Origin of the sequence: Paraburkholderia sp. NMBU_R16, from assembly GCF_013282575.1 — a bacterium.
In the GTDB taxonomy this organism is placed as follows: Bacteria; Pseudomonadota; Gammaproteobacteria; order Burkholderiales; family Burkholderiaceae; genus Trinickia.
The window spans coordinates 1-17,598 of record NZ_JAAAYE010000063.1; the positions used below are offsets into that span (position 1 = coordinate 1).

General features: G+C 60.1%; 16 protein-coding genes. 13 read left to right on the plus strand and 3 right to left on the minus strand.

Annotated features, from left to right (window positions below; translation table 11 throughout):
* Positions 1 to 142: 142 nt before the first annotated feature.
* Positions 143 to 271, minus strand: coding sequence for a hypothetical protein (locus tag GWC77_RS30125; RefSeq protein ID WP_302181381.1), 129 nt, complete (start codon positions 269 to 271; stop codon positions 143 to 145).
* Between the two features lie 532 nt (positions 272 to 803).
* Between GWC77_RS30125 and GWC77_RS30350 the strand changes: the two genes are divergently transcribed.
* From GWC77_RS30350 to pilV, 9 genes are all read left to right on the plus strand, one after another.
* Positions 804 to 1,658 carry a toxin co-regulated pilus biosynthesis Q family protein gene (locus tag GWC77_RS30350; RefSeq protein WP_173260787.1) on the plus strand — a complete coding sequence of 285 codons (855 nt, stop codon included), beginning with the start codon at positions 804 to 806 and terminating at the stop codon, positions 1,656 to 1,658.
* Complete coding sequence (locus GWC77_RS23410; RefSeq protein WP_173260789.1) at positions 1,658 to 3,382, plus strand: PilN family type IVB pilus formation outer membrane protein; 1,725 nt, start codon at positions 1,658 to 1,660, stop codon at positions 3,380 to 3,382. The genes GWC77_RS30350 and GWC77_RS23410 overlap by 1 nt, the downstream gene beginning before the upstream one ends.
* 24 nt (positions 3,383 to 3,406) lie before the next feature.
* Positions 3,407 to 4,711 (plus strand): type 4b pilus protein PilO2, encoded by a 1,305-nt coding sequence (pilO2, locus tag GWC77_RS23415; RefSeq protein WP_173260791.1) that lies wholly within the window; start codon positions 3,407 to 3,409, stop codon positions 4,709 to 4,711.
* Between the two features lie 169 nt (positions 4,712 to 4,880).
* Entirely contained in the window at positions 4,881 to 5,285 is a 405-nt protein-coding gene (pilP, locus tag GWC77_RS30355) for a type IV pilus biogenesis protein PilP (RefSeq protein WP_367949089.1), read from the plus strand.
* A 5-nt stretch (positions 5,286 to 5,290) separates the two neighbouring features.
* A complete protein-coding gene (locus GWC77_RS23425; protein ID WP_254367118.1) occupies positions 5,291 to 7,024 on the plus strand; it encodes a GspE/PulE family protein in 1,734 nt (577 codons plus the stop codon).
* Positions 7,014 to 8,090, plus strand: a complete 1,077-nt coding sequence (locus GWC77_RS23430; RefSeq protein WP_173260795.1) for a type II secretion system F family protein — start codon at positions 7,014 to 7,016, stop codon at positions 8,088 to 8,090. The genes GWC77_RS23425 and GWC77_RS23430 overlap by 11 nt, the downstream gene beginning before the upstream one ends.
* Before the next feature lie 101 nt (positions 8,091 to 8,191).
* The gene (locus GWC77_RS23435) at positions 8,192 to 8,749 is read left to right on the plus strand and encodes a type 4 pilus major pilin (RefSeq protein WP_173260797.1); all 558 of its coding nucleotides are present in this window, start codon (positions 8,192 to 8,194) and stop codon (positions 8,747 to 8,749) included.
* A gap of 53 nt (positions 8,750 to 8,802) precedes the next feature.
* Positions 8,803 to 9,282: a type IV pilus biogenesis protein PilM gene (pilM, locus tag GWC77_RS23440; protein WP_173260799.1), complete on the plus strand. Its 480-nt coding sequence runs from the start codon at positions 8,803 to 8,805 to the stop codon at positions 9,280 to 9,282.
* Positions 9,275 to 10,891, plus strand: a complete 1,617-nt coding sequence (pilV, locus tag GWC77_RS23445) for a shufflon system plasmid conjugative transfer pilus tip adhesin PilV (RefSeq protein WP_173260801.1) — start codon at positions 9,275 to 9,277, stop codon at positions 10,889 to 10,891. The genes pilM and pilV overlap by 8 nt, the downstream gene beginning before the upstream one ends.
* A 19-nt stretch (positions 10,892 to 10,910) precedes the next feature.
* Here the strand turns inward: pilV and GWC77_RS23450 are convergent, their stop codons facing one another.
* On the minus strand, positions 10,911 to 12,011 hold the full coding sequence (locus GWC77_RS23450; RefSeq protein ID WP_173260803.1) for a type IV pilus twitching motility protein PilT: 1,101 nt from the start codon (positions 12,009 to 12,011) through the stop codon (positions 10,911 to 10,913).
* A 101-nt stretch (positions 12,012 to 12,112) separates the two neighbouring features.
* Here GWC77_RS23450 and sctC point away from each other — a divergent pair, with 101 nt between their 5' ends.
* The 4 genes from sctC to GWC77_RS23470 are packed head-to-tail and all read left to right on the plus strand — an operon-like array spanning position 12,113 to position 17,129.
* On the plus strand, positions 12,113 to 13,903 hold the full coding sequence (sctC, locus tag GWC77_RS23455) for a type III secretion system outer membrane ring subunit SctC (protein ID WP_173260828.1): 1,791 nt from the start codon (positions 12,113 to 12,115) through the stop codon (positions 13,901 to 13,903).
* Positions 13,904 to 13,946: 43 nt separating this feature from the next.
* A complete protein-coding gene (locus GWC77_RS23460) occupies positions 13,947 to 15,014 on the plus strand; it encodes a HAMP domain-containing sensor histidine kinase (RefSeq protein WP_173260804.1) in 1,068 nt (355 codons plus the stop codon).
* Positions 15,015 to 15,054: 40 nt separating this feature from the next.
* Positions 15,055 to 15,804, plus strand: coding sequence for a response regulator transcription factor (locus GWC77_RS23465; RefSeq protein WP_173260805.1), 750 nt, complete (start codon positions 15,055 to 15,057; stop codon positions 15,802 to 15,804).
* Between the two features lie 11 nt (positions 15,805 to 15,815).
* Positions 15,816 to 17,129 (plus strand): type II/III secretion system family protein, encoded by a 1,314-nt coding sequence (locus GWC77_RS23470; protein WP_173260806.1) that lies wholly within the window; start codon positions 15,816 to 15,818, stop codon positions 17,127 to 17,129.
* Position 17,130: 1 nt separating this feature from the next.
* Here GWC77_RS23470 and GWC77_RS23475 read toward each other — a convergent pair whose 3' ends face one another.
* Complete coding sequence (locus GWC77_RS23475; protein ID WP_173260808.1) at positions 17,131 to 17,589, minus strand: molecular chaperone Tir; 459 nt, start codon at positions 17,587 to 17,589, stop codon at positions 17,131 to 17,133.
* Positions 17,590 to 17,598: the final 9 nt, after the last annotated feature.

The window sequence follows — 17,598 nt, forward strand, 5'->3', positions numbered from 1 at the left end:
GCGGCTACACGCGCTTCGAAACAATGCGAACCGTGCTGTTCCTCATCGCCGGCAAGCTAGATTTCTCCAGCTTCAACCCGCATGCCTCGTGAGCCGCTTTACCCACTGCATTTTCAAAAGAGCCATACTTGGTTTATATCTATCACGTTACTTCGAACGGCTCCATCGGTAGGCGCTTTTCGACCGGCAGGCTCGCCACCCGATCGCACTGCTCGATCGCCGCAGTGCGGTCGAGGAACATCAGTCCACCGACAGGTCGGCGAGCAGTCACTTTCTCACACGTTCGTAAGCATATCGACCGGTTATCGAAAATAATGAAGTGCGCTCGCGTTGACAGCGAAGCGGCCAACCCTCCTCCGATCGCCCCTTCTCGACCTCCATTACACGCAGGAATGACATAGGTCGTAACTATTTTCCTACCAAAATGCCATCAAGGCGCTTCCTCCTGACCATACACTGGCGTCAAGAAATGCCAGAAAAAGTGTGACTGCGATCGGTCGTCATGTTTCGGTCATGTTCAGTGAAAACCAAATGGAAGGCCGAATGCAACAGACTGTCAAGCGAACCAGCGTAGCAGCCCAGCACTGAGCGAGAATCGGGCACTGCGGCGTATGCGATTTCCATACGCGACACAGTTGGGCCCGGAAAGACGCTCACGATCTATAAGGTCTAGGGTAGCCCAGACAGTCATGCTTTACGAAAGCAAAAGAACGGAACACAGGCAAGCGACAACGAATGGGTGCAAAGGCCGTATGCGTAAGCTATCAGTCCGATTGGGGATGTGCGGTTTATTGGCGATGCCTGTGGCTGTCGACGCATCGCATCCGACAGTTATCGTTGAAGGCAGTGAACGCGCAAGCGGCACTGTGCGTGTGAGCGGCGACCATGTACCGCTGCTTCAGGCCATCGAACAAATTGTTCCGACGAATTACAGCGTCGACATACCGAACGCCGCGGCGTGGTCGGACACGCCGGTGAGTTGGCCCGCCGGCCGCTCGTTCGTGCAAGTTCTTCGCAAGATCGTCGCTGTCGAGCCTTCGCTGCAAGCGCGTGTGAACACCGACTTGCACGTGGTCACGATCGTCTCGCGCAGCGTCCCGTCTTCGACCGTGTCGCACGGACCTGCGGACGATGCGCCGATCCACGTGGAGCACGCCTCCTCGGCTGCGATGATGAACGCCGTAGAGCAGCCCTCCGCGATGCCGGCAGCCAGTCTCTCGCTCGCTCCATCGGTCTCCGTGAGTCAGCAGCCGCCTCCAAGCAGCACGGTGCATGCCGATGCAAGCGCGTCCCCCACACCGGCAGCCACCATCGCGGCCAAGACAGCAATCACGCCCGCGCCTAACGCAAGCACAACGCCCATCATCACACAAGCAACTCACTCAACCCTCGCGCCGCAAGCGTCCGATTGGACGTTGCGCGCGTCCGATGGCTCCGTACGCAACGCCCTTTCGCGCTGGGCGAAGGAAGCCGGGTGGCAGTTCGTCTGGGACGTCCCGACCGATTTCGGTATCGACGCGACGGCCACGATTCACGGCACGCTCGAAGAAGCACTTCACCAGGTAGTGGATGCCTTGAGCAATGCTCAGGTGCCGATCCGCGTCGTCATGTACAGGAGCAACCGTGTCCTGCGCATTATTCCAAAGGGGGTGAGCTGATGCACGCAATGGCTTCGCGCGTGGCGATCGTCATATGCGTATCGCTGCTCGCCGGATGTACCGGCCTCATTCAGAAGGTCGATCAAAACTCGCACGGAGACGCCGCGCGTGCCGACCGTCTGTTGGGCGACACCGCAAATGGGAATAATACGGCATCCGATTCTGACGCGGTCGTCGTCAAGAATCAGCTGTGGCTGTCAGGTAGCACACTGAAGATCGCACCGAATACGACGCTACCCAAAGTGTTCGACGAGCCCGCAAGCTTCGACGGCACGGTGGACTCGATCCAAAGTTTTGCGGACCGTATTTCCCGCCTGACGCACATGCCAGCGAAGGTCGCGCCGCAGGCGATCGACGCCGCTACGCGCGCCACGCAGTCGTCGCCCGCTCTCACCCTGCCAGCGGGCTCACCTGGCGCGAACCCGCCGCCGTTACCCGGGGGGCTGCTGCAAAGCCCACCGCCTGGCGCGGCGGGTGTGCGTGCACCGTCGTTCGCCGAGGCGGCGCCGGTCCACATCGCCTATACGAAAGGTACGCTGCGTGGCTTGTTGGACATCGCGGCGGCACGCTTCGGGATTTACTGGAAGTACGCTGACGGATCGATCGTTTTCTTTTACACCGACACCCGGGTGTACCAGGTGGTGTCGATTCCGGGCGACTCCAAGCTCGATACCAATGTGGTGAGCGGAGCCAGCAACAACGGCGGGGCATCAAGCGGCGGCGGCGCAATACCGATTTCGTCTGCGCCCCTCGGTGCGGGAGCGACGACGTCAGGAGCGGGGTCCCAACCGTCCGTCACCTCGCAAAACAGCGACAACATCGCCATGAACGCGCAACTGTCCGTCTACAACGGTCTGCAGGCTGCGGTGAAAGCCATGCTTTCGCCGGTGGGCTCCGTCATCATCGCACCCGCGACGGGCTCGATCACGGTAACGGATACGCCGGATGTTCTCGCACGCGTCGGCGAATTCATGGAGCAGCAAAATCAAGTATTGGCGCGGCAAGTGCTGGTCAACGTCACAGTGCTTTCCGTCACGCTTTCCGCGAGCGACAGTTATGGCATCAACTGGTCAGCGGTTTATCAGGCACTCGGCACGAAGTTCGGCATCACAAGTACTTTTTCGAGCCTGGTCACTGGCGCGAATCAGTTCTCCGCCACGGTCATTACACCGTCGAGCAGAGCCTCGGCCACGAACGCTGTCATTAGTGCGCTTTCTCAACAGGGAACGGTGCGGCGAAAGACGTCGGCGTCCGTCACCACGCTCAACGACCAGCCCGTTCCCGTGCAGGTCGCCGAGCAAACAGGCTATCTTGCGCAAATTTCGACGACAGCCACGCTGAACGTCGGCACCCAAACTTCGCTTACACCCGGCACGGTGACCACCGGATTCAACATGACGCTGCTGCCGCATATCCTTAACGACGGCACGGTGATGATGCAGTTCTATACGAATATCTCGTCGCTCGCCTCACTGACAAACTTCACGAGCGGCGGGGAAACGATTCAGTTGCCGACCGTCGATACGCGCAATTTCCTGCAACGAGTCGCGGTGAAGTCGGGCCAGACGCTCGTGATCAGCGGCTACGAAGGCACTGACGAGCAGGGCAACCGGCAAGGAACAGGCACGCCATCGATGTATGCGTTGGGTGGTGGCGTCAGCGCCACGCAGTCGCGCGAGGTGCTTGTCATCCTGATATCGCCGATCGTCATGAACGGCGCCTGAGACGCGAGGCTCTGGAGACTCCGCATGGCGACGCAAATCATCGAGATCGGGCGGCACCGCTTCGTGTGCGGTCTGTTCTGGCAGTCGCTGTCGCGCCGGCACGATTTGCGTGCCGAGGCCGCCGAGCTGGCCGCGCGACTGAACTTCGACGCCATGGTGCTGCGCATAGATCGCAGCTTTGCCGGCGCCGGTTTCGCGAGCACACGCGAGGGCGCACAAATCGGTCTGCCATCGCTTGGTGCATTGGTGTCCCGAGCGATCGCCACCGAAGGCGCATTCTACGACGGGCGTCAGCAACCCGCGCCGAGCTGGGTCGGCGCATTCAGTCTGCCCAACGGCAAATGGGCCTATTTTGCCGTTCGCGATGGCGCGTTCCTGCCCAATGGCGATTGGGTTGGCACGAGCGAGGAAGTGCTCGAGCGCCTGCATAGCGATTACAGTCTTGGCGGTTGGAATGTGGTCATAGGCGATCCGCAGATCGAAGCGCAAGGGTTTCATAACTTCTACGCGCGCAGTATCGATGACATGATCCCGAGACGCGCCGGCAGGCCCTATCTGCCGCGCTGGCTCAACCTCACCCGTGTCTCGCGCCACCCGGCCTGGCAAACGTTCGCTTTGGCAGCCGCAATTTTGATCGTGCTCGGCTCGTCCATCGCCGCATTCACGCTATACCGGCGCCACCAAATCGAGCTTGCCCGTGAGCAGGCCTTCGAGCGCACGCGTCGACAGCTGGCGCTGCGTACCCCGCATCCGAGCGCTGCACAACCACCTGCTCACCCGTGGGCGAGCCAGCCGTCCCCGTCGGCGTTCGTCGAGGCTTGCCTCGATCACTTCGACATGATTGCGCCGGGCGGGTGGGATCTCGATCAGTACGTTTGCCGCGCGTCGAATGTCAGTTACAGCTGGTCGCGCGCCGATTCCAACGTCGCAATGTTGATAGCGACCGTGCCACATGCAGCGGTTGACGGCGACGGCAATCACGCGAGCCTGGTCGAGCCGCTGTCTCTGCCGGCTGGCGGAGACGACGCAATCGGAACAATAAGAGGGGTGCGCCTGCGTCTGCTTTCGACGTTCCAGATGCTGGGCATCCCTGTCAAATTGACTTTGCAAACCGCGCCTCCCCCTTCCAGCCTCGCGGCTCGCGCCGTAGGACAACTGCCGGGCGAGCAGGCCGCGCCGGCATGGCATATGTGGCAACTGGAGGCCACGCTGGACGCCCTTTCGCCGCGCGGTGTCGTTCAGTATATCGACGAGCCCGGCGTGCGCATCGAAAAGCTTTCGTATCAATCGGGGGCTTGGACCCTGGACGGAGCCTTGTATGAGAAGTGACCGCGTTTTGCTCGCGTCAGCGGCTGCCTGCATGCTGGCCTCGCCGGTATTTGCACTTGCGCAGGCAATCGCACCCGCACCGTCACCGCATGTAGCGGCGCAAAGCAGTTCAGCGCCCGAAGTGACCGTCGTGCCAACGGAAGCTGCCCGTGATGCGGCGAGCCGACTCATGCAATTGGAGGAGGACACAGTCATATTGAAGGCGCAGCTCAAGAAGCTGGATGCGCAGACGCAACTGGCCCAGCGTCAGCAGACGCTGCGTGAGCTCGGAGATGATGCATCCGGCTCCGGCCTCTCTATTGTCGCCACGCAAAGCCTTGGCGGAGCCATGAGCGCCGTCGTTTCCACGAGTAATGGCGGCGAATTCGACGTACATGTGGGCGATGTCCTTCCAGGCGCTCTGCGCGTCGTGTCGATACATCCCGGCGCAGTCGTGATCGCTGAGCATGGCGGGCATCGCTCGACGCTCAGTGTCAGGGCGTCCTCCAAGGAACCGTTGCGCAACTTCACATTGAGCGGCGTTCCCACGGGAGCGATTCCTCCGATTCCCTCCGTGCCCATGCCACCGAGGTAACAGCCATGAGCGAGCGCGTACCACCGCCCATCGCCGGCAAGCGGCTCGTGCCGGTGCTTGTTCCAAGCACCGACAAGAAGCAGGCCTTCGAACGGCCTGTCGCGCCTTCACCGGTGCTGGCAGAACCCGTGGCGCCGACTATGGTGCCGCGCGCTGAACGGGCACAACCCGCGCCCATCGCACCCCGAGCCGAGGCACCGCGCGAGCGTCTCGACGATTTGCCCCATCCGCTGTCGGATAGCGGAGAATTCTCGGCCAGCGCGGAAGAACGCAAATTCCTGTGCCTGTTCGACGATGGGCAACTTCTGGTGGCCGAAGGGCACCAGATGAATCCTTATGTGCTGTCGTACTGCGCACGTCTCGATCGCTTGAATTTCAAGTACAAGACTCGGCCGGTGACGCTCGAAACGATCCGCCGCGCCTACCAGGTGCGACGTCGCGACGGCAGTGCCGAGCGCCTCGACCATACGCAAATGCAGGTCGTCGCAAAGAATCTGATCGCGCGCGCATGCGACGAGCGAGCGTCCGACATTCACATTCGCGTCAATCGCTTCAGCACCGAGATCCTGTTTCGAATTCATAACGAACTCACGCGCGTGTCGGAGCAAACGCGCGAGTATGGCGAACGCCTGCTTTCGACGCTGTACGCCGCGATGTCGAGCGTCTCCGACAACACGTACAAGCCGACCGAACGCCAGGATGCGAGTATTGGGGACCGCGACAAGCTGCCCGAGCGCCTGTTCGGTGTGCGCATCGCAACAGCACCGACGAGTATCGGAAGCTTGATGGTGCTTCGGCTGCTCTACAACGACGCAGGAGATTCGACAACGCTCGCCGATCTCGGTTTTACCGTCGAGCAGGGAGCAGCCATCGATCTCTTGGCTCAGCAACCTCATGGAATGAACATCATCAGCGGGCCGACAGGATCGGGCAAATCGACGACGCTGCAGCGTGTGCTGACGCGACAATTGCGCGATACCGCGGGAACCATTCACGTCATCACCGTCGAGGACCCGGTCGAGTATCCGATCGCGGGAGCCGTGCAAACGCCCGTCGTCAATGCAGCCACCGAAGAAGCACGCTCACTGGCTTTTGCCGCCGCAATTGCCAATGCAATGCGTCTGGATCCCGACACGATCATGATCGGCGAGATACGGGACCGCGCGTCCGCACAGGCGGCGTTGCGCGCGTCGATGACGGGGCATCAGGTCTGGACCACCGTTCACGCGAACGGCGCGCTTGCCATCATCGATCGCCTGGCGGACCTCGGATTGCCTCTCGCGATGATCACGGACGAATCGGTCGTCACGGGGCTGATCAGCCAACGTCTTGTCAAGCTTTTGTGTCCCCACTGTTCCCGTCCACTGACGGATGCCACGCACGAGCTAGATATCAGTTTGGTCGCCCGGTTAAAACGCATCGCAGGCACGAGATTCGACGCAATTCGCATTGCTGGCGGCGGGTGCGCTCACTGCGGGCACGGGACGATCGGCCGCACCGTGGTCGCTGAAACAATCCGTACCGATGCAACCTTTTGTGAGTTGCTTCGCTCAGGCAATAAAGCTGATGCGAAGCGCTATTGGACCAGAGAACTCGGCGGGCGGACGCTGGCCGAGCACGCGCTCGACAAGGTCATGGCGGGGCTCGTCGATCCACGTATGGCCGAACGGGTCGTTGGCCCACTGCCTCAACTTGAAGGCGATCGAACGTTGACACTCGAAAACGGCTATGGCACTTGAGCTCAATCGAAGATGGGCACGGTTGCAACTCACGGCGCCCTCCCGCCTGCGCACCTATCGCAAGATCGCGAAGATGCTGGCCAACGGATTGCCTTTGCTCAAGGTTCTGGAGGAACTCGAGCTGCGCGCGTCGCATGAAGGCCGCAAGCCTAACGAATCGCTGGCGATCACGCTTTCCGACTGGCGGCGCGTGGTGCAAAACGGCGGCATGCTCTCGGAGGCGATCGACTGGTGGGTTCCCCATACCGAGCAAATGATCATCATGGCCGGCGAACAGTCGGGTCGCCTCGACTCCGCCCTCACCATGGTGTGCACAGTGGTGCAGTACGAGAGGCGCATCCGCGGTGCAATCGTCGCGGGGCTGGCTTACCCGATCGCCATCTTGTCGATGACGCTCGGCTACCTGTACCTCTTCGGCACTTTGGTTATTCCGCGCTTCGCGTCGATCGTCAATCCGCAGCGCTGGCATGGCGTTGCGCGATCGCTGTATGAGCTGTCGAAGTTCGTTCAGGACGACATGCTGTATTGCATCGGCCTTGCCGCATTACTGATGGTGTTTTTTGTTTATTCCCTGCCTCGTTGGTCAGGCCGGGTGCGTGCATTCCTCGACCGCTACCCGCCGTACTCCGTCTATCGGCTCATCGTAGGATGCGGTTTTCTTGTCGCTTTTTCTTCTTTGCAGAACGCAGGCTTTACCGTCGAGAAAGCGCTGGCGCGGCTCGCTCTTCAAGCGAGACCTTGGCTTCAACAACGCATCGACGATGTGCTGTTCGGCGTGAAATCCGGATTGAACGTCGGTGAAGCCATGAAGAACACCGGCTACCGATTCCCGTCGGAAGAAATTGTCGACGACCTTTGTATCTACGCCGAGTACAAAGGTTTCGCCGACGCCCTGCAGGCGCTCGCCGATGAGTGGATGCACGAAGGCGTGGAGCGGATCGAAACGCAGATGCGAGCAGTCAACGGTGCCGCGATCGTCACGCTGGCCCTCGTGCTCTCGTGGTTGATCACCGGGTTTTTCGGCATCCAGCAGGAGATTGCGGCGCTCGCGCGCAGCTTGCATTGATCAGAACTCGACAACCCACCTTCGATACCGGACCGCCAACGTTTTGGCATGCACGCTCTCGTCGCTAGGCCAAGCCGGCGGGGGCGGATAAGGAGAATCAAATGACTTCGGAAGCCCCCCTCGCCTCGCGCGCCACGCTGCGTATACGTCGGTCGCCGATTGTCGCTCAGCGCGGCGCCTCACTGCTCGAGGCGATCGCATATCTGGGCATTGCCGCAATCGTGGTGATCGGCGCCGTTGCATTGCTCAGCGGCGCATTCAGCAGCGCCGGCACGAATGCGCTGACGGAACAAGTCAACGCGATTCAGACAGGCGTCAAAAAATTGTATATGGGGCAAGGAAGCGGCTACACGGGATTGACCAATGCCGTCGTCGCGTCCGCTGGCATCTTTCCGAGCAGTATCCCTGTGAACGGCGGCAAGGCAACGGATTCGTGGGGCGGTGACATCAATGTCACGGGCAACGGCGCGACCTTCAGCATTCAGTACACGAACATCCCGGCGAGCGTGTGCATCAACGCAATCACCACTGGCGGAAGCTGGGCTTCGATCAACGTCGGAACCAAGACTGAGACCACTATTCCGGTTGATCCTTCGACCGCGCAACAGGATTGCGATGGGGGCAATGGAAGCGTCGATATCACGTGGACATCCAACTAAGGGAATCAAATCCCTGTTTCGATCGTTATCAATAACAAACGAACAGTCGCGCCATGTACATGCTTTGGATAATCCTGACGCTGGGCGTCGCCACAGGCACCTATGCGTTGTTTGAATCGGAATCGATGCAGATGGCACAAGCTTCCTCACCCACCGTCCTTGCGAACAACATGAGCGAATACCGCCAAGCCGTCGCGGCTTTCGCAAAAGTCAATCCGCTATTCCACGGCAGCGTCCCGCTGAGCGATTTGAAGCCCTACCTCGGATCCATTGTGCCGGACCCTATCTGGCAAAACGTTGTTGTGCCGAATGTAGGCTACGCCGGCAGCCTCGTCGTCATCTATTCGACGTCGCCTGCGGCCCAGAGCGTCATACCCGTGATGGAGCAGCTCGCGCTGGGATCCGCACTTGCGGGCGCCTCAATGGATGGCGAATTGATGTCGCCCGGCAATCCACCCGTGCCGCTCCCGCCACCGGTCGCGCAAATGATTCCAAACGGAATGCCGGTTTGGATGACGCAATCCTATGAATAGGATCCACGCAAATCGAAATCCGCGTAACACGCGCGGATTCACGATGATCGAGATGCTTGCCGCTCTCGCGCTCGCCGCTTTGATGCTCGGCGGGTTGGCGACCATGATCAATTCCACGCTGCAGGACACGCGCTCGCAGCAAACCGCGCTCTATCAATCGCAATTGACGGCTGCCGCCACGCGGCTCATCCAGCAAAACTATGCTGCGCTGGCCGCACAAGCGACACCTTCGAGCCCTGTCGTCGTCAAGCTGAGCGGTACATCACTTCAATTGGACACATATCTGTCCAATGCAATGAGCAACACCAATCCCTACGGTCAGACCCCGTGTCTGTTGATCTATGGCACTACGACGCAAGGGGTATTGCAGTCTGTGCTCGTTACGGAAGGTGGGCGCAACATCGCGGACGCGGACCTCGGCTATATCGCCGCAAACGCCGGTCAGGGTGGCGGATCCATTCAAGCCGTCAACAACGACGGCGGCGCAGCCACCGGCGCGTTCGGAACCTGGCGCTTGCCAACGCCAAATCCCGCCGGTGCATCATGCACGGGCACAAAGACAGGCGTCGGCCATTTGGCGAGCCTCATCTACTTCAACGGCACACAATCACAGAACGCCGATTTCCTGTACCGCGTCGCGGTGCCGGGCGACCCCGCAGCTAATACGATGCAAGTTCCCATCGTCCTCGCCGCACAGGTCGACTACGCGGCGTGCACGTCGGTCGGAGCGATCGCGGCAGATACCGCGGGCAACGTGCTGAATTGCGAGGGCGGGATATGGGAACCGCAGGCTTCATTTCATTGGCGCGGAACCGTAGCCGATGCGGCTTCGCTTTCAAACCTCCCCGCCCCGGCGCTCGGCGACGTCGCCATGACGCTCGCCACCAATCGCGCCTACACCTACAACGGGCAGACCTGGCAAGCATTGGCGGTCGACGAACAAGGCAATCTCGCACTCGGTAACGCGCAGGTAATGGGGCAACCCTGCGCCCCCACGGGTGCAAGCAGTACGCTGGTCTCGACCGACACCACCGGTCGCGTGCTTTCGTGCCGCAACGGGACCTGGCAAAGCCAAAGCGAAATCGAGCCTGCATCCTCGGTGACCGGATGCACCATCGTCATGGCCACGCCCGGTGCGGCCGATTATCCGAATTGCTCGCCGCCCCCTTCCATTGTCTATACCGCCCCACCCTATTCTTTCAACGCCATCAACGGCACCTTCTCTTATACGTTCCAGGTGCCCGTGGTCCTGACGAAACCGGGCGTGATTGTGGCTGCAACCTGGGCACATATGAACGACGGTTTATGCAATCAGGCCACCACAAACCGGGCGCAGGTATCGCAAAGTGTCGACTTTCTCGACAGTTCGAACCAATCGATCGCGCATACGGAAAGCCAAGGGCCAACGCTTGTCAATGACTCGGGCGGTATCAACAACTCTCTGACACAGGCGGGCGCTCCCGGCCGGTACACGGTTGTCGTGACGACGAACTGGGCGACTTATCAGGGCATCACCACGCCGTGGGTCAGCAGCTTTTGCGGAGAGCAGGCACAAACGATTCCGAATTCGCCGATAGCCGCGGGCTGGACGATCAACTCATATTACTGACGCCGCCATGAACCCATATTCATCGCGGGCCAAGCGTCTGCAGCATTTCGTGCAATTCGAGCCGGTTGTATGTGGCACGCAAGGCGTCGCGTGCAGAGCACTGGTTCTTCGCGACGAGATTAAACAGATGATCGTTCAGCAAGCGAGACATGTTGTCCTCCTTGCGTTTCATGAACTCTGCAATGAACGGAATCTTCGCGGGATCGGTCAGCATCGCGCTGATTTGTTGATTGTTATTAAAGAGCAGCTCGCTGGCGAGCGCCAATTCCATGCCATCCTCGGTCGGCAGCAGACATTGACAAACGATGCCGATCAGCGAATTCGCGAGCCCCGCGGCATAGCGTTCACGCTGCTCGGGCGGAAAGAACGAGAGCAAGCGGGTGATCGTGGCGATCGCGCTGCCAGTGTGCATCGTTGCAAGCACGAGGTGACCCGATTCGCCTGCCTGGAGCGCCGTTTGAGCCGTCTCCGGGTCACGCACCTCGCCAATCATGATCACGTCGGGCTTCTGGCGCAACGCTTCGCGCAGGCCAATGGAAAAGCTCGGCGTATCCGTGGGCACCTCGCGCTGAGAGATGATCGACGTCTGACTCTCGATCTCGTATTCGATGGGCTCTTCGAGCGTGACGATATGCGCGCTGCGTGTGCGATTGATGTGATCGAGCATCGAAGCGATGGTCGTGGTCTTGCCCGAGCCCGTCGGCCCCGTCACCAGCACAAGCCCCTTCGCGCTTTCCATCATGGTGCGCACGTAAGCGGGCAGGCCCAGTTTGTCGAACGGCAACGGTTGCAAAGGCAAGCGCCGGATCGACATCACGATCTTTCGGCCACCGCCCGCGCGATAGATGTTGCAGCGCAGACGGCAGCGGGTCAACACGAGTGGCCGATCGATCGCTCCTCGCTCGAGCAGCGCCACCCAATCCGGTTCGATCGAAGCGATCGTCGGCACCATCTCGTCGCGCAACACCGGCTCCTCGCTCACAGCCACCCAGCCACGCGGCGCTTTGATCATCACCGGCCGGTCCTGCTCGATATGAATGTCCGTGAATGCCTGACGCCTATCCATCAGCGTCAGGATTTCACGGGTCAAATCGCGCGATACGCCAATCAGCTTTTCCATAGTTCGAACGAGCCGCAGAGAGAGGGACAACGAATTCTCACATGAAAACACGACGACATGTGCAGGGATGGAACCACCGCAATCGCATCGGGAATCTCATCATGAAATGGAGCAGAAAGCTTTGCGCAGCATCGCTTGGCGTCACGCTTGCCATTGCGCCGGGCATCATGCCGGCGTACGCGTCGCCCGTGCACTGGCGCACGCCCATCGTCGATTATGTCGCTGCGGGCAAGGACATCAAGGACGTCTTGCGAGATCTGGCCGCGAGCCAGGGGATACCGGCTCGCATTTCCCCAGATATCAGCGGGAGCGTAAGCGGCAAGTTCCATTTACCTCCGCAAAACCTTCTCGATACGCTTGCCGCTTCGTTCGGGTTCGTCTGGTACTACGACGGCAATTTGCTCGACATCGTTCCTTCATCGGAATTCAAGACCACACTCGTCAAGCTCAACACCGCGTCGACGGCATCGCTGCGTGAAACGCTCGACCGAATAGGCGTCACCGACAAGCGCTTTCCGATCGTCTACGATGATATCGAAGGCACCGCTCTCGTCAGTGGACCGCCACGTTATGTCGATCTCGTCAATGACATCGCGAACCGTCTCGATGCCAATGCGAGCCGCCGCGGCGGTACCGAAGTTCGCGTGTTCCCCCTCGATCACGCGTGGGCGGAAGACCGCAAGGTGAAGATCGATGGTCAGGACGTGACAGTGGAGGGAGTCGCGTCTGTTCTCAACGAAGTCTTCCACCCGAAATCAGGCGGATCAGGGGGCGGCAGCGTCGAAGTTTCCGGGCGCCCTAGCGGCGTAACGCGCGCCTCGCCTATGGGCGACGTCAACGGCAGCCAAAATAACGGCCCTTATTCCAATTCGACGGTCAGCCCGTATGTTCCACCGCCATTGCCGCCCAACACGACCGGCAAAGACATGTTCGGTGGCATTACCGGGACGCCGTCGCCAGGGTTGTTGCGAGCCGTCGGCGAACCGCAGGCGCGGCAGTCCAACGCAGGTTCGGCGCCCTCGCGCGATGACAACTTACCGGTCATCGTCGCAGACCAGCGAACCAATTCGGTTGTCATCCGGGACACCACCGACCGCATGAGTCAATACGATACGCTTGTGCATCGACTCGACGTCAAGCCGCAGCTGATCGAAATCGAAGCGCACATTGTCGAGATTGACGATGACGCGCTGCAGCAGCTGGGGATCGACTGGACGGCGCACAACAGCCACGTCGATGTTCAGACGGGTACCGGCACGCTCGCGCAGAACACGTTCAACGGTACGCTGACCCAGAACTTCGGGTCGACGACCTTGCCGGGCAATACCCCGGCACTGGCGACGCCCGCGGGCGCGTCCGTCGCCGCCGTCCTCGGGGACGCGGGCCGCTACCTTATGGCGCGCATCTCGGCGCTGCAGCAAAGCAATGCCGCCAAGATCGATGCCAGCCCGAAGGTCGTGACGCTCAACAATGTGGAAGCGGTCATGGATAACAAGACGCAGTTCTTTGTACCCGTGAGCGGTTATACGTCGGGCGATCTCTTCAGCATCTCGGCCGGCATTTCGCTGCGCGTTCTACCAATGGTCGTGACGGAGGACGGTCAAACGCAGATCAAACTGGACGTGGCGATCGAAGACGGCCAACTGACGTCCCAGGTGGTCAGCAACTTGCCCGTGATCCAGAACAGCACGATCACGACACAAGCGTTCATCAACGAGGGGCAAGCATTGCTCATCGCGGGATACCGTGCCGACAACAGCTCTAACGGTGTCACCGGCGTGCCTGGCCTCTCCAAGATTCCCTTCATCGGCGCACTCTTCAGAACGAAGACAAAGCAGGACAACCGGATGGAGCGGCTGTTCGTGCTGGCGCCGCGTGTCATTACGCCGTGATGCTTGCCGAACAACGCTGGGTCAACAACCGGAAGAACACGATATGACAGAGAGCGAGACGTTTTCAGACCAGGCGCTGGCGAATGCCTTGCCGTGCGGCGTCGTGGATCTCGATCGCTGGGGCCGCGTGCGCGAGGCCAATCAGCGCGCGCTCGACTTGTTGCGCATGCAGCTGACACCGGGCGCCGATTTCTGCGCCGCAATCAGCGCGCACTTCGAGTTGGATGGCGTCACTCTGCCGCATGAACTGACGAAAGGATTGATCGTTCGAGTAGCCGATATCGCGCTGTTGGTACGCGCGGGACAAACGCGTGGGGGCGATACGGGTACAGTGGTTACTGTCACCGACGTCACGGCCATTTCCCGCGCCGCGGACGAGCATGCGATGTCACTACGCTTTTTGCTGCACGATCTGCGCTCGCCCCTGAACTCGATCTGTGCGCTCGCGCAGCTGAGCGCCGACGATCGACAATCATTCGAGCTCTGCGGAGGGCTCGTTCGGATTACCGAGCTCGCGCGATACGCGCTCTCGATGGGAGAGCAATTCATTTTCGCATCGGTGACCGAGCATGTTCGCAAACGCGATTTCAAACGTTTCGATCTGCGGGCCACGGTGCGTCAAGTCGTCTCGCATCTCGAAGCGAATTCGATGTTTTCAGGCGTCGCGCTCCAACTGTGGATGATCGACAGCGCGCCTGTCTGGGTCAACGGTATGCGTAATTTCGTTGCGCGCGCGGTACAAAACCTCATCGATAACGCGCTTCATGCATCGCGGCGCGGCGACGCCGTCGGCGTTTCGATGAGAGTCGGAGAGGCGTTCGTCGAAGTCGTCGTCGAAGACCGTGCGGGGGGCCTGCCGGGCCTTACGAAAGACGAACGGCTCACACGCTTCGACCAGTTGTCCAAGAACGGCGTAACAGGCTTTGGACTGGGCCTGAAACTGGCGATGCGGATTGTCGAATTGCACGGAGGATCGCTTTACGCCGAGCTAAACGCATCCGGCGGCACAACATTCGTACTGCAACTGCCGTGCTACCGCACCGCCTCGTTCAAGGGCATTCCTGTCTCCCTATTCGAGGCAGATCAGGAGTTGCACGGGCAATCGCGATGAGAACAAACGTTGATATGGAATATCCAACGAGGGCTCCACGATGAAACTCATAGCTGGTCGACCCGTGCGCATCCTCCTCGTAGAGGACGATGCGGCACATCACGCGCTCCTGCACTCATGGTTGAGAACGGAGGGTTATCAGGTAGATGGCTTTCGCGACGGACGGGATGCGCAGCAGTATCTCGCCGATCATTGGGCCGACCTCGCGATCCTGGATTGGGATCTGCCTGGGGTTTCCGGCGACCGATTGCTGCAAAAGATCCGTGGGCGAGGTCAATCGACGATGCCGGTCATCTTTCAGACGGTGCATTCTGCCGAATCCGACATCGTCGCAGTGCTCGACGCCGGCGCGGACGACTACCTCGTCAAGCCCTTCGATCGTCAGGTACTGCTTGCCCGCGTGAGGGCATTGCTTCGCCGCTTCGCAGCCACCAATCTTCAGGGCGGCAACATGATCGTCGAGGGGAACGTTCTCGACCGGCAAGCGCGCGCACTACTCTGCCACGGCGAGACACATCGTCTTGGCACGAAGGAGTTCGATATTTTGTGGCATCTTGCGTTGCACGCGGGGGCAGTGGTGATGCGACAAGACTTGATGGGCGTGGTTTGGGGTGTGGAGGCAGCGGTGCAAAGCCGCTCCGTGGACATGTACGTGAGCCGTTTGCGCGCCGCGCTCAAAGCCGCTTGCATCGATTGGAACATCCAGTCAGTCTATGCGACGGGATACCGTCTTGTATTGCAGCCGGCCCGTTGTAATGCCGTCAATGAATCGGTGGGTACGTCGTCATGAATTCACCGCGTATGCGTTCGTTCGTGCGTCGAGTCGCAGCCGCCGCCTTGTTCACCGTTGCCACGCATTCGGTCGCGAACACCTCTATACCATGGTCAGAAAGCCATTTCGTCTACACTGCCAACGGTAACGGCGTTACTGACACGCTTAAGCTCTTTGCCGACGTGGAACGGGTAACGCTAAGCTTGAGCGGAGACATCAGCGGGACCGTCAGCGGGCGCTTCGCCATGGCGCCGCAAAAGTTCCTCGATGAAATCTGTCGAGCGAACGGACTCGTCTGGTATTACGATGGCGCCGTACTTCATGTATCGCCGCTCAGCGAGCAAGCCAGAATTGCAATACGGCCAAATTTCATGTCCGCCGATGCGCTGCATGACGTATTGATCCGGTCCGGCTTGATCAACGACCGGTTTCCAATCGTCGTGGATAAACCGACTCGGACGGTTGTCGTGGGCGGCCCGACCGAATACGTGCAGCGCATTCGCGCCGCGGCAGCGCAATTCGAGGGTGACAGGCGCGCCCGCCAGCGTACGGCCGTGCGCGTGTTCCGGTTGAGCGTTGCGACAGCCGCCGACAAGACACTCGTCGTGGATGGACGCACGACGCGCGTACCGGGCGCGGCGGCGCTGCTGCAACAGCGCTTTCACCGCGACCCGCCATCGGCAGATGCGATCCCCAATGGTGCAACTGAGCTCCTGGAATTTGACGCGCCGCTGCCAATCGTGGAAGCGGATGCCGCCACCAACTCTATACTGATCCGCGACAAGCCCGAGCGAATCGAGGGCGATGGTATCCTTGTCTCCGATGTCGATACGCGTGCGCAAACAGTCGCCATCGAGGCGACAGTCATCGACGTTGATCAAAGTGCGCTTCAGTCATCTGCCCTAACGCTGCCCACTGGTTGGGCGGAGGACAATGCTTCGAACGGACGAATTGTGGTTCTTGACGACGACGGCCGCACGCTGATGGCGCAATTCAAACGACTCGAGCAGTCGAATCTTGCCCAGCAGACGTTATCGCGTCTCGCGGTCACGGTGGATCACGCTCCAGCCATCGTCGATAGGCGCACTGTAATGAGTAGCCAAGCTGCGGATGAGTCCGATAACGCACCGGAACAGGACCTGTGGCTGTCCGTGACGCCCTCGATCACGGGGCCCGCTCAGGGCTCGCGTATCGACCTTCACATCGAATTCGATGAAGGCGGCGGTGTGTCACGGATGCATGCTGACGCGAGTGTAGTGAATGGCGCTGGTACTCTGGTCGAGACGCCCATTGACGGCAATCATCGGCGCTTTTTCGTGCTCGTCGCGCGCATCGTCGCTTGAGCTATGCACGTATCCAATTGAAATTTCCCGACGCGATACCTTCGAACATTTCGTCAGTGCCCTGCAAAATGTTGTTTTGCCAGTACCGGCCATGCTCGATGTAATGATTGCATATGCCGACGAGCGATTCGCCCGTGAGATCCTCCCCCATCGTCAGATAGACAAGCAAGACCGCGGTGCCGGTTTCCGAGTCCACGGCCATCTGCGCCTGGTCTATGGCATAGATGAGAAGGTTGGCTTCCAGCATCAACCGGAAGACGGCTAGCGTTCGTCCTGCCGTCACCGATCCGAAGTGGAACGTAAGATAGAGACCGTTTGGATCTTTTTCCTCGTAATGGTCGAATCTGATGTAAAAGCCCTCTACCTCGATGGCTCCCGTTTCGACAATGTAGTCCGGATCAGATAGGCCGACTACCGAGCAAACCTCACCAATCAGCTGGACGTACCGGTCCCGGCTCATTGCAGGTGT

Bases quoted from the DNA above. Each gene is read 5' to 3' on its own strand.
- GWC77_RS23430 (WP_173260795.1), top strand. From the start codon at position 7,014: ATGGCACTTGAGCTCAATCGAAGATGGGCACGGTTGCAACTCACGGCG.
- pilV (WP_173260801.1), top strand. From the start codon at position 9,275: ATGAATAGGATCCACGCAAATCGAAATCCGCGTAACACGCGCGGATTC.
- GWC77_RS23425 (WP_254367118.1), top strand. From the start codon at position 5,291: ATGAGCGAGCGCGTACCACCGCCCATCGCCGGCAAGCGGCTCGTGCCG.
- GWC77_RS23450 (WP_173260803.1), bottom strand. From the start codon at position 12,011: ATGGAAAAGCTGATTGGCGTATCGCGCGATTTGACCCGTGAAATCCTG.
- pilO2 (WP_173260791.1), top strand. From the start codon at position 3,407: ATGGCGACGCAAATCATCGAGATCGGGCGGCACCGCTTCGTGTGCGGT.
- GWC77_RS23475 (WP_173260808.1), bottom strand. From the start codon at position 17,589: ATGAGCCGGGACCGGTACGTCCAGCTGATTGGTGAGGTTTGCTCGGTA.
- sctC (WP_173260828.1), top strand. From the start codon at position 12,113: ATGAAATGGAGCAGAAAGCTTTGCGCAGCATCGCTTGGCGTCACGCTT.
- pilM (WP_173260799.1), top strand. From the start codon at position 8,803: ATGTACATGCTTTGGATAATCCTGACGCTGGGCGTCGCCACAGGCACC.
- pilP (WP_367949089.1), top strand. From the start codon at position 4,881: ATGCAATTGGAGGAGGACACAGTCATATTGAAGGCGCAGCTCAAGAAG.
- GWC77_RS23460 (WP_173260804.1), top strand. From the start codon at position 13,947: ATGACAGAGAGCGAGACGTTTTCAGACCAGGCGCTGGCGAATGCCTTG.
- GWC77_RS23465 (WP_173260805.1), top strand. From the start codon at position 15,055: ATGAAACTCATAGCTGGTCGACCCGTGCGCATCCTCCTCGTAGAGGAC.
- GWC77_RS23470 (WP_173260806.1), top strand. From the start codon at position 15,816: ATGCGTTCGTTCGTGCGTCGAGTCGCAGCCGCCGCCTTGTTCACCGTT.
- GWC77_RS23410 (WP_173260789.1), top strand. From the start codon at position 1,658: ATGCACGCAATGGCTTCGCGCGTGGCGATCGTCATATGCGTATCGCTG.
- GWC77_RS23435 (WP_173260797.1), top strand. From the start codon at position 8,192: ATGACTTCGGAAGCCCCCCTCGCCTCGCGCGCCACGCTGCGTATACGT.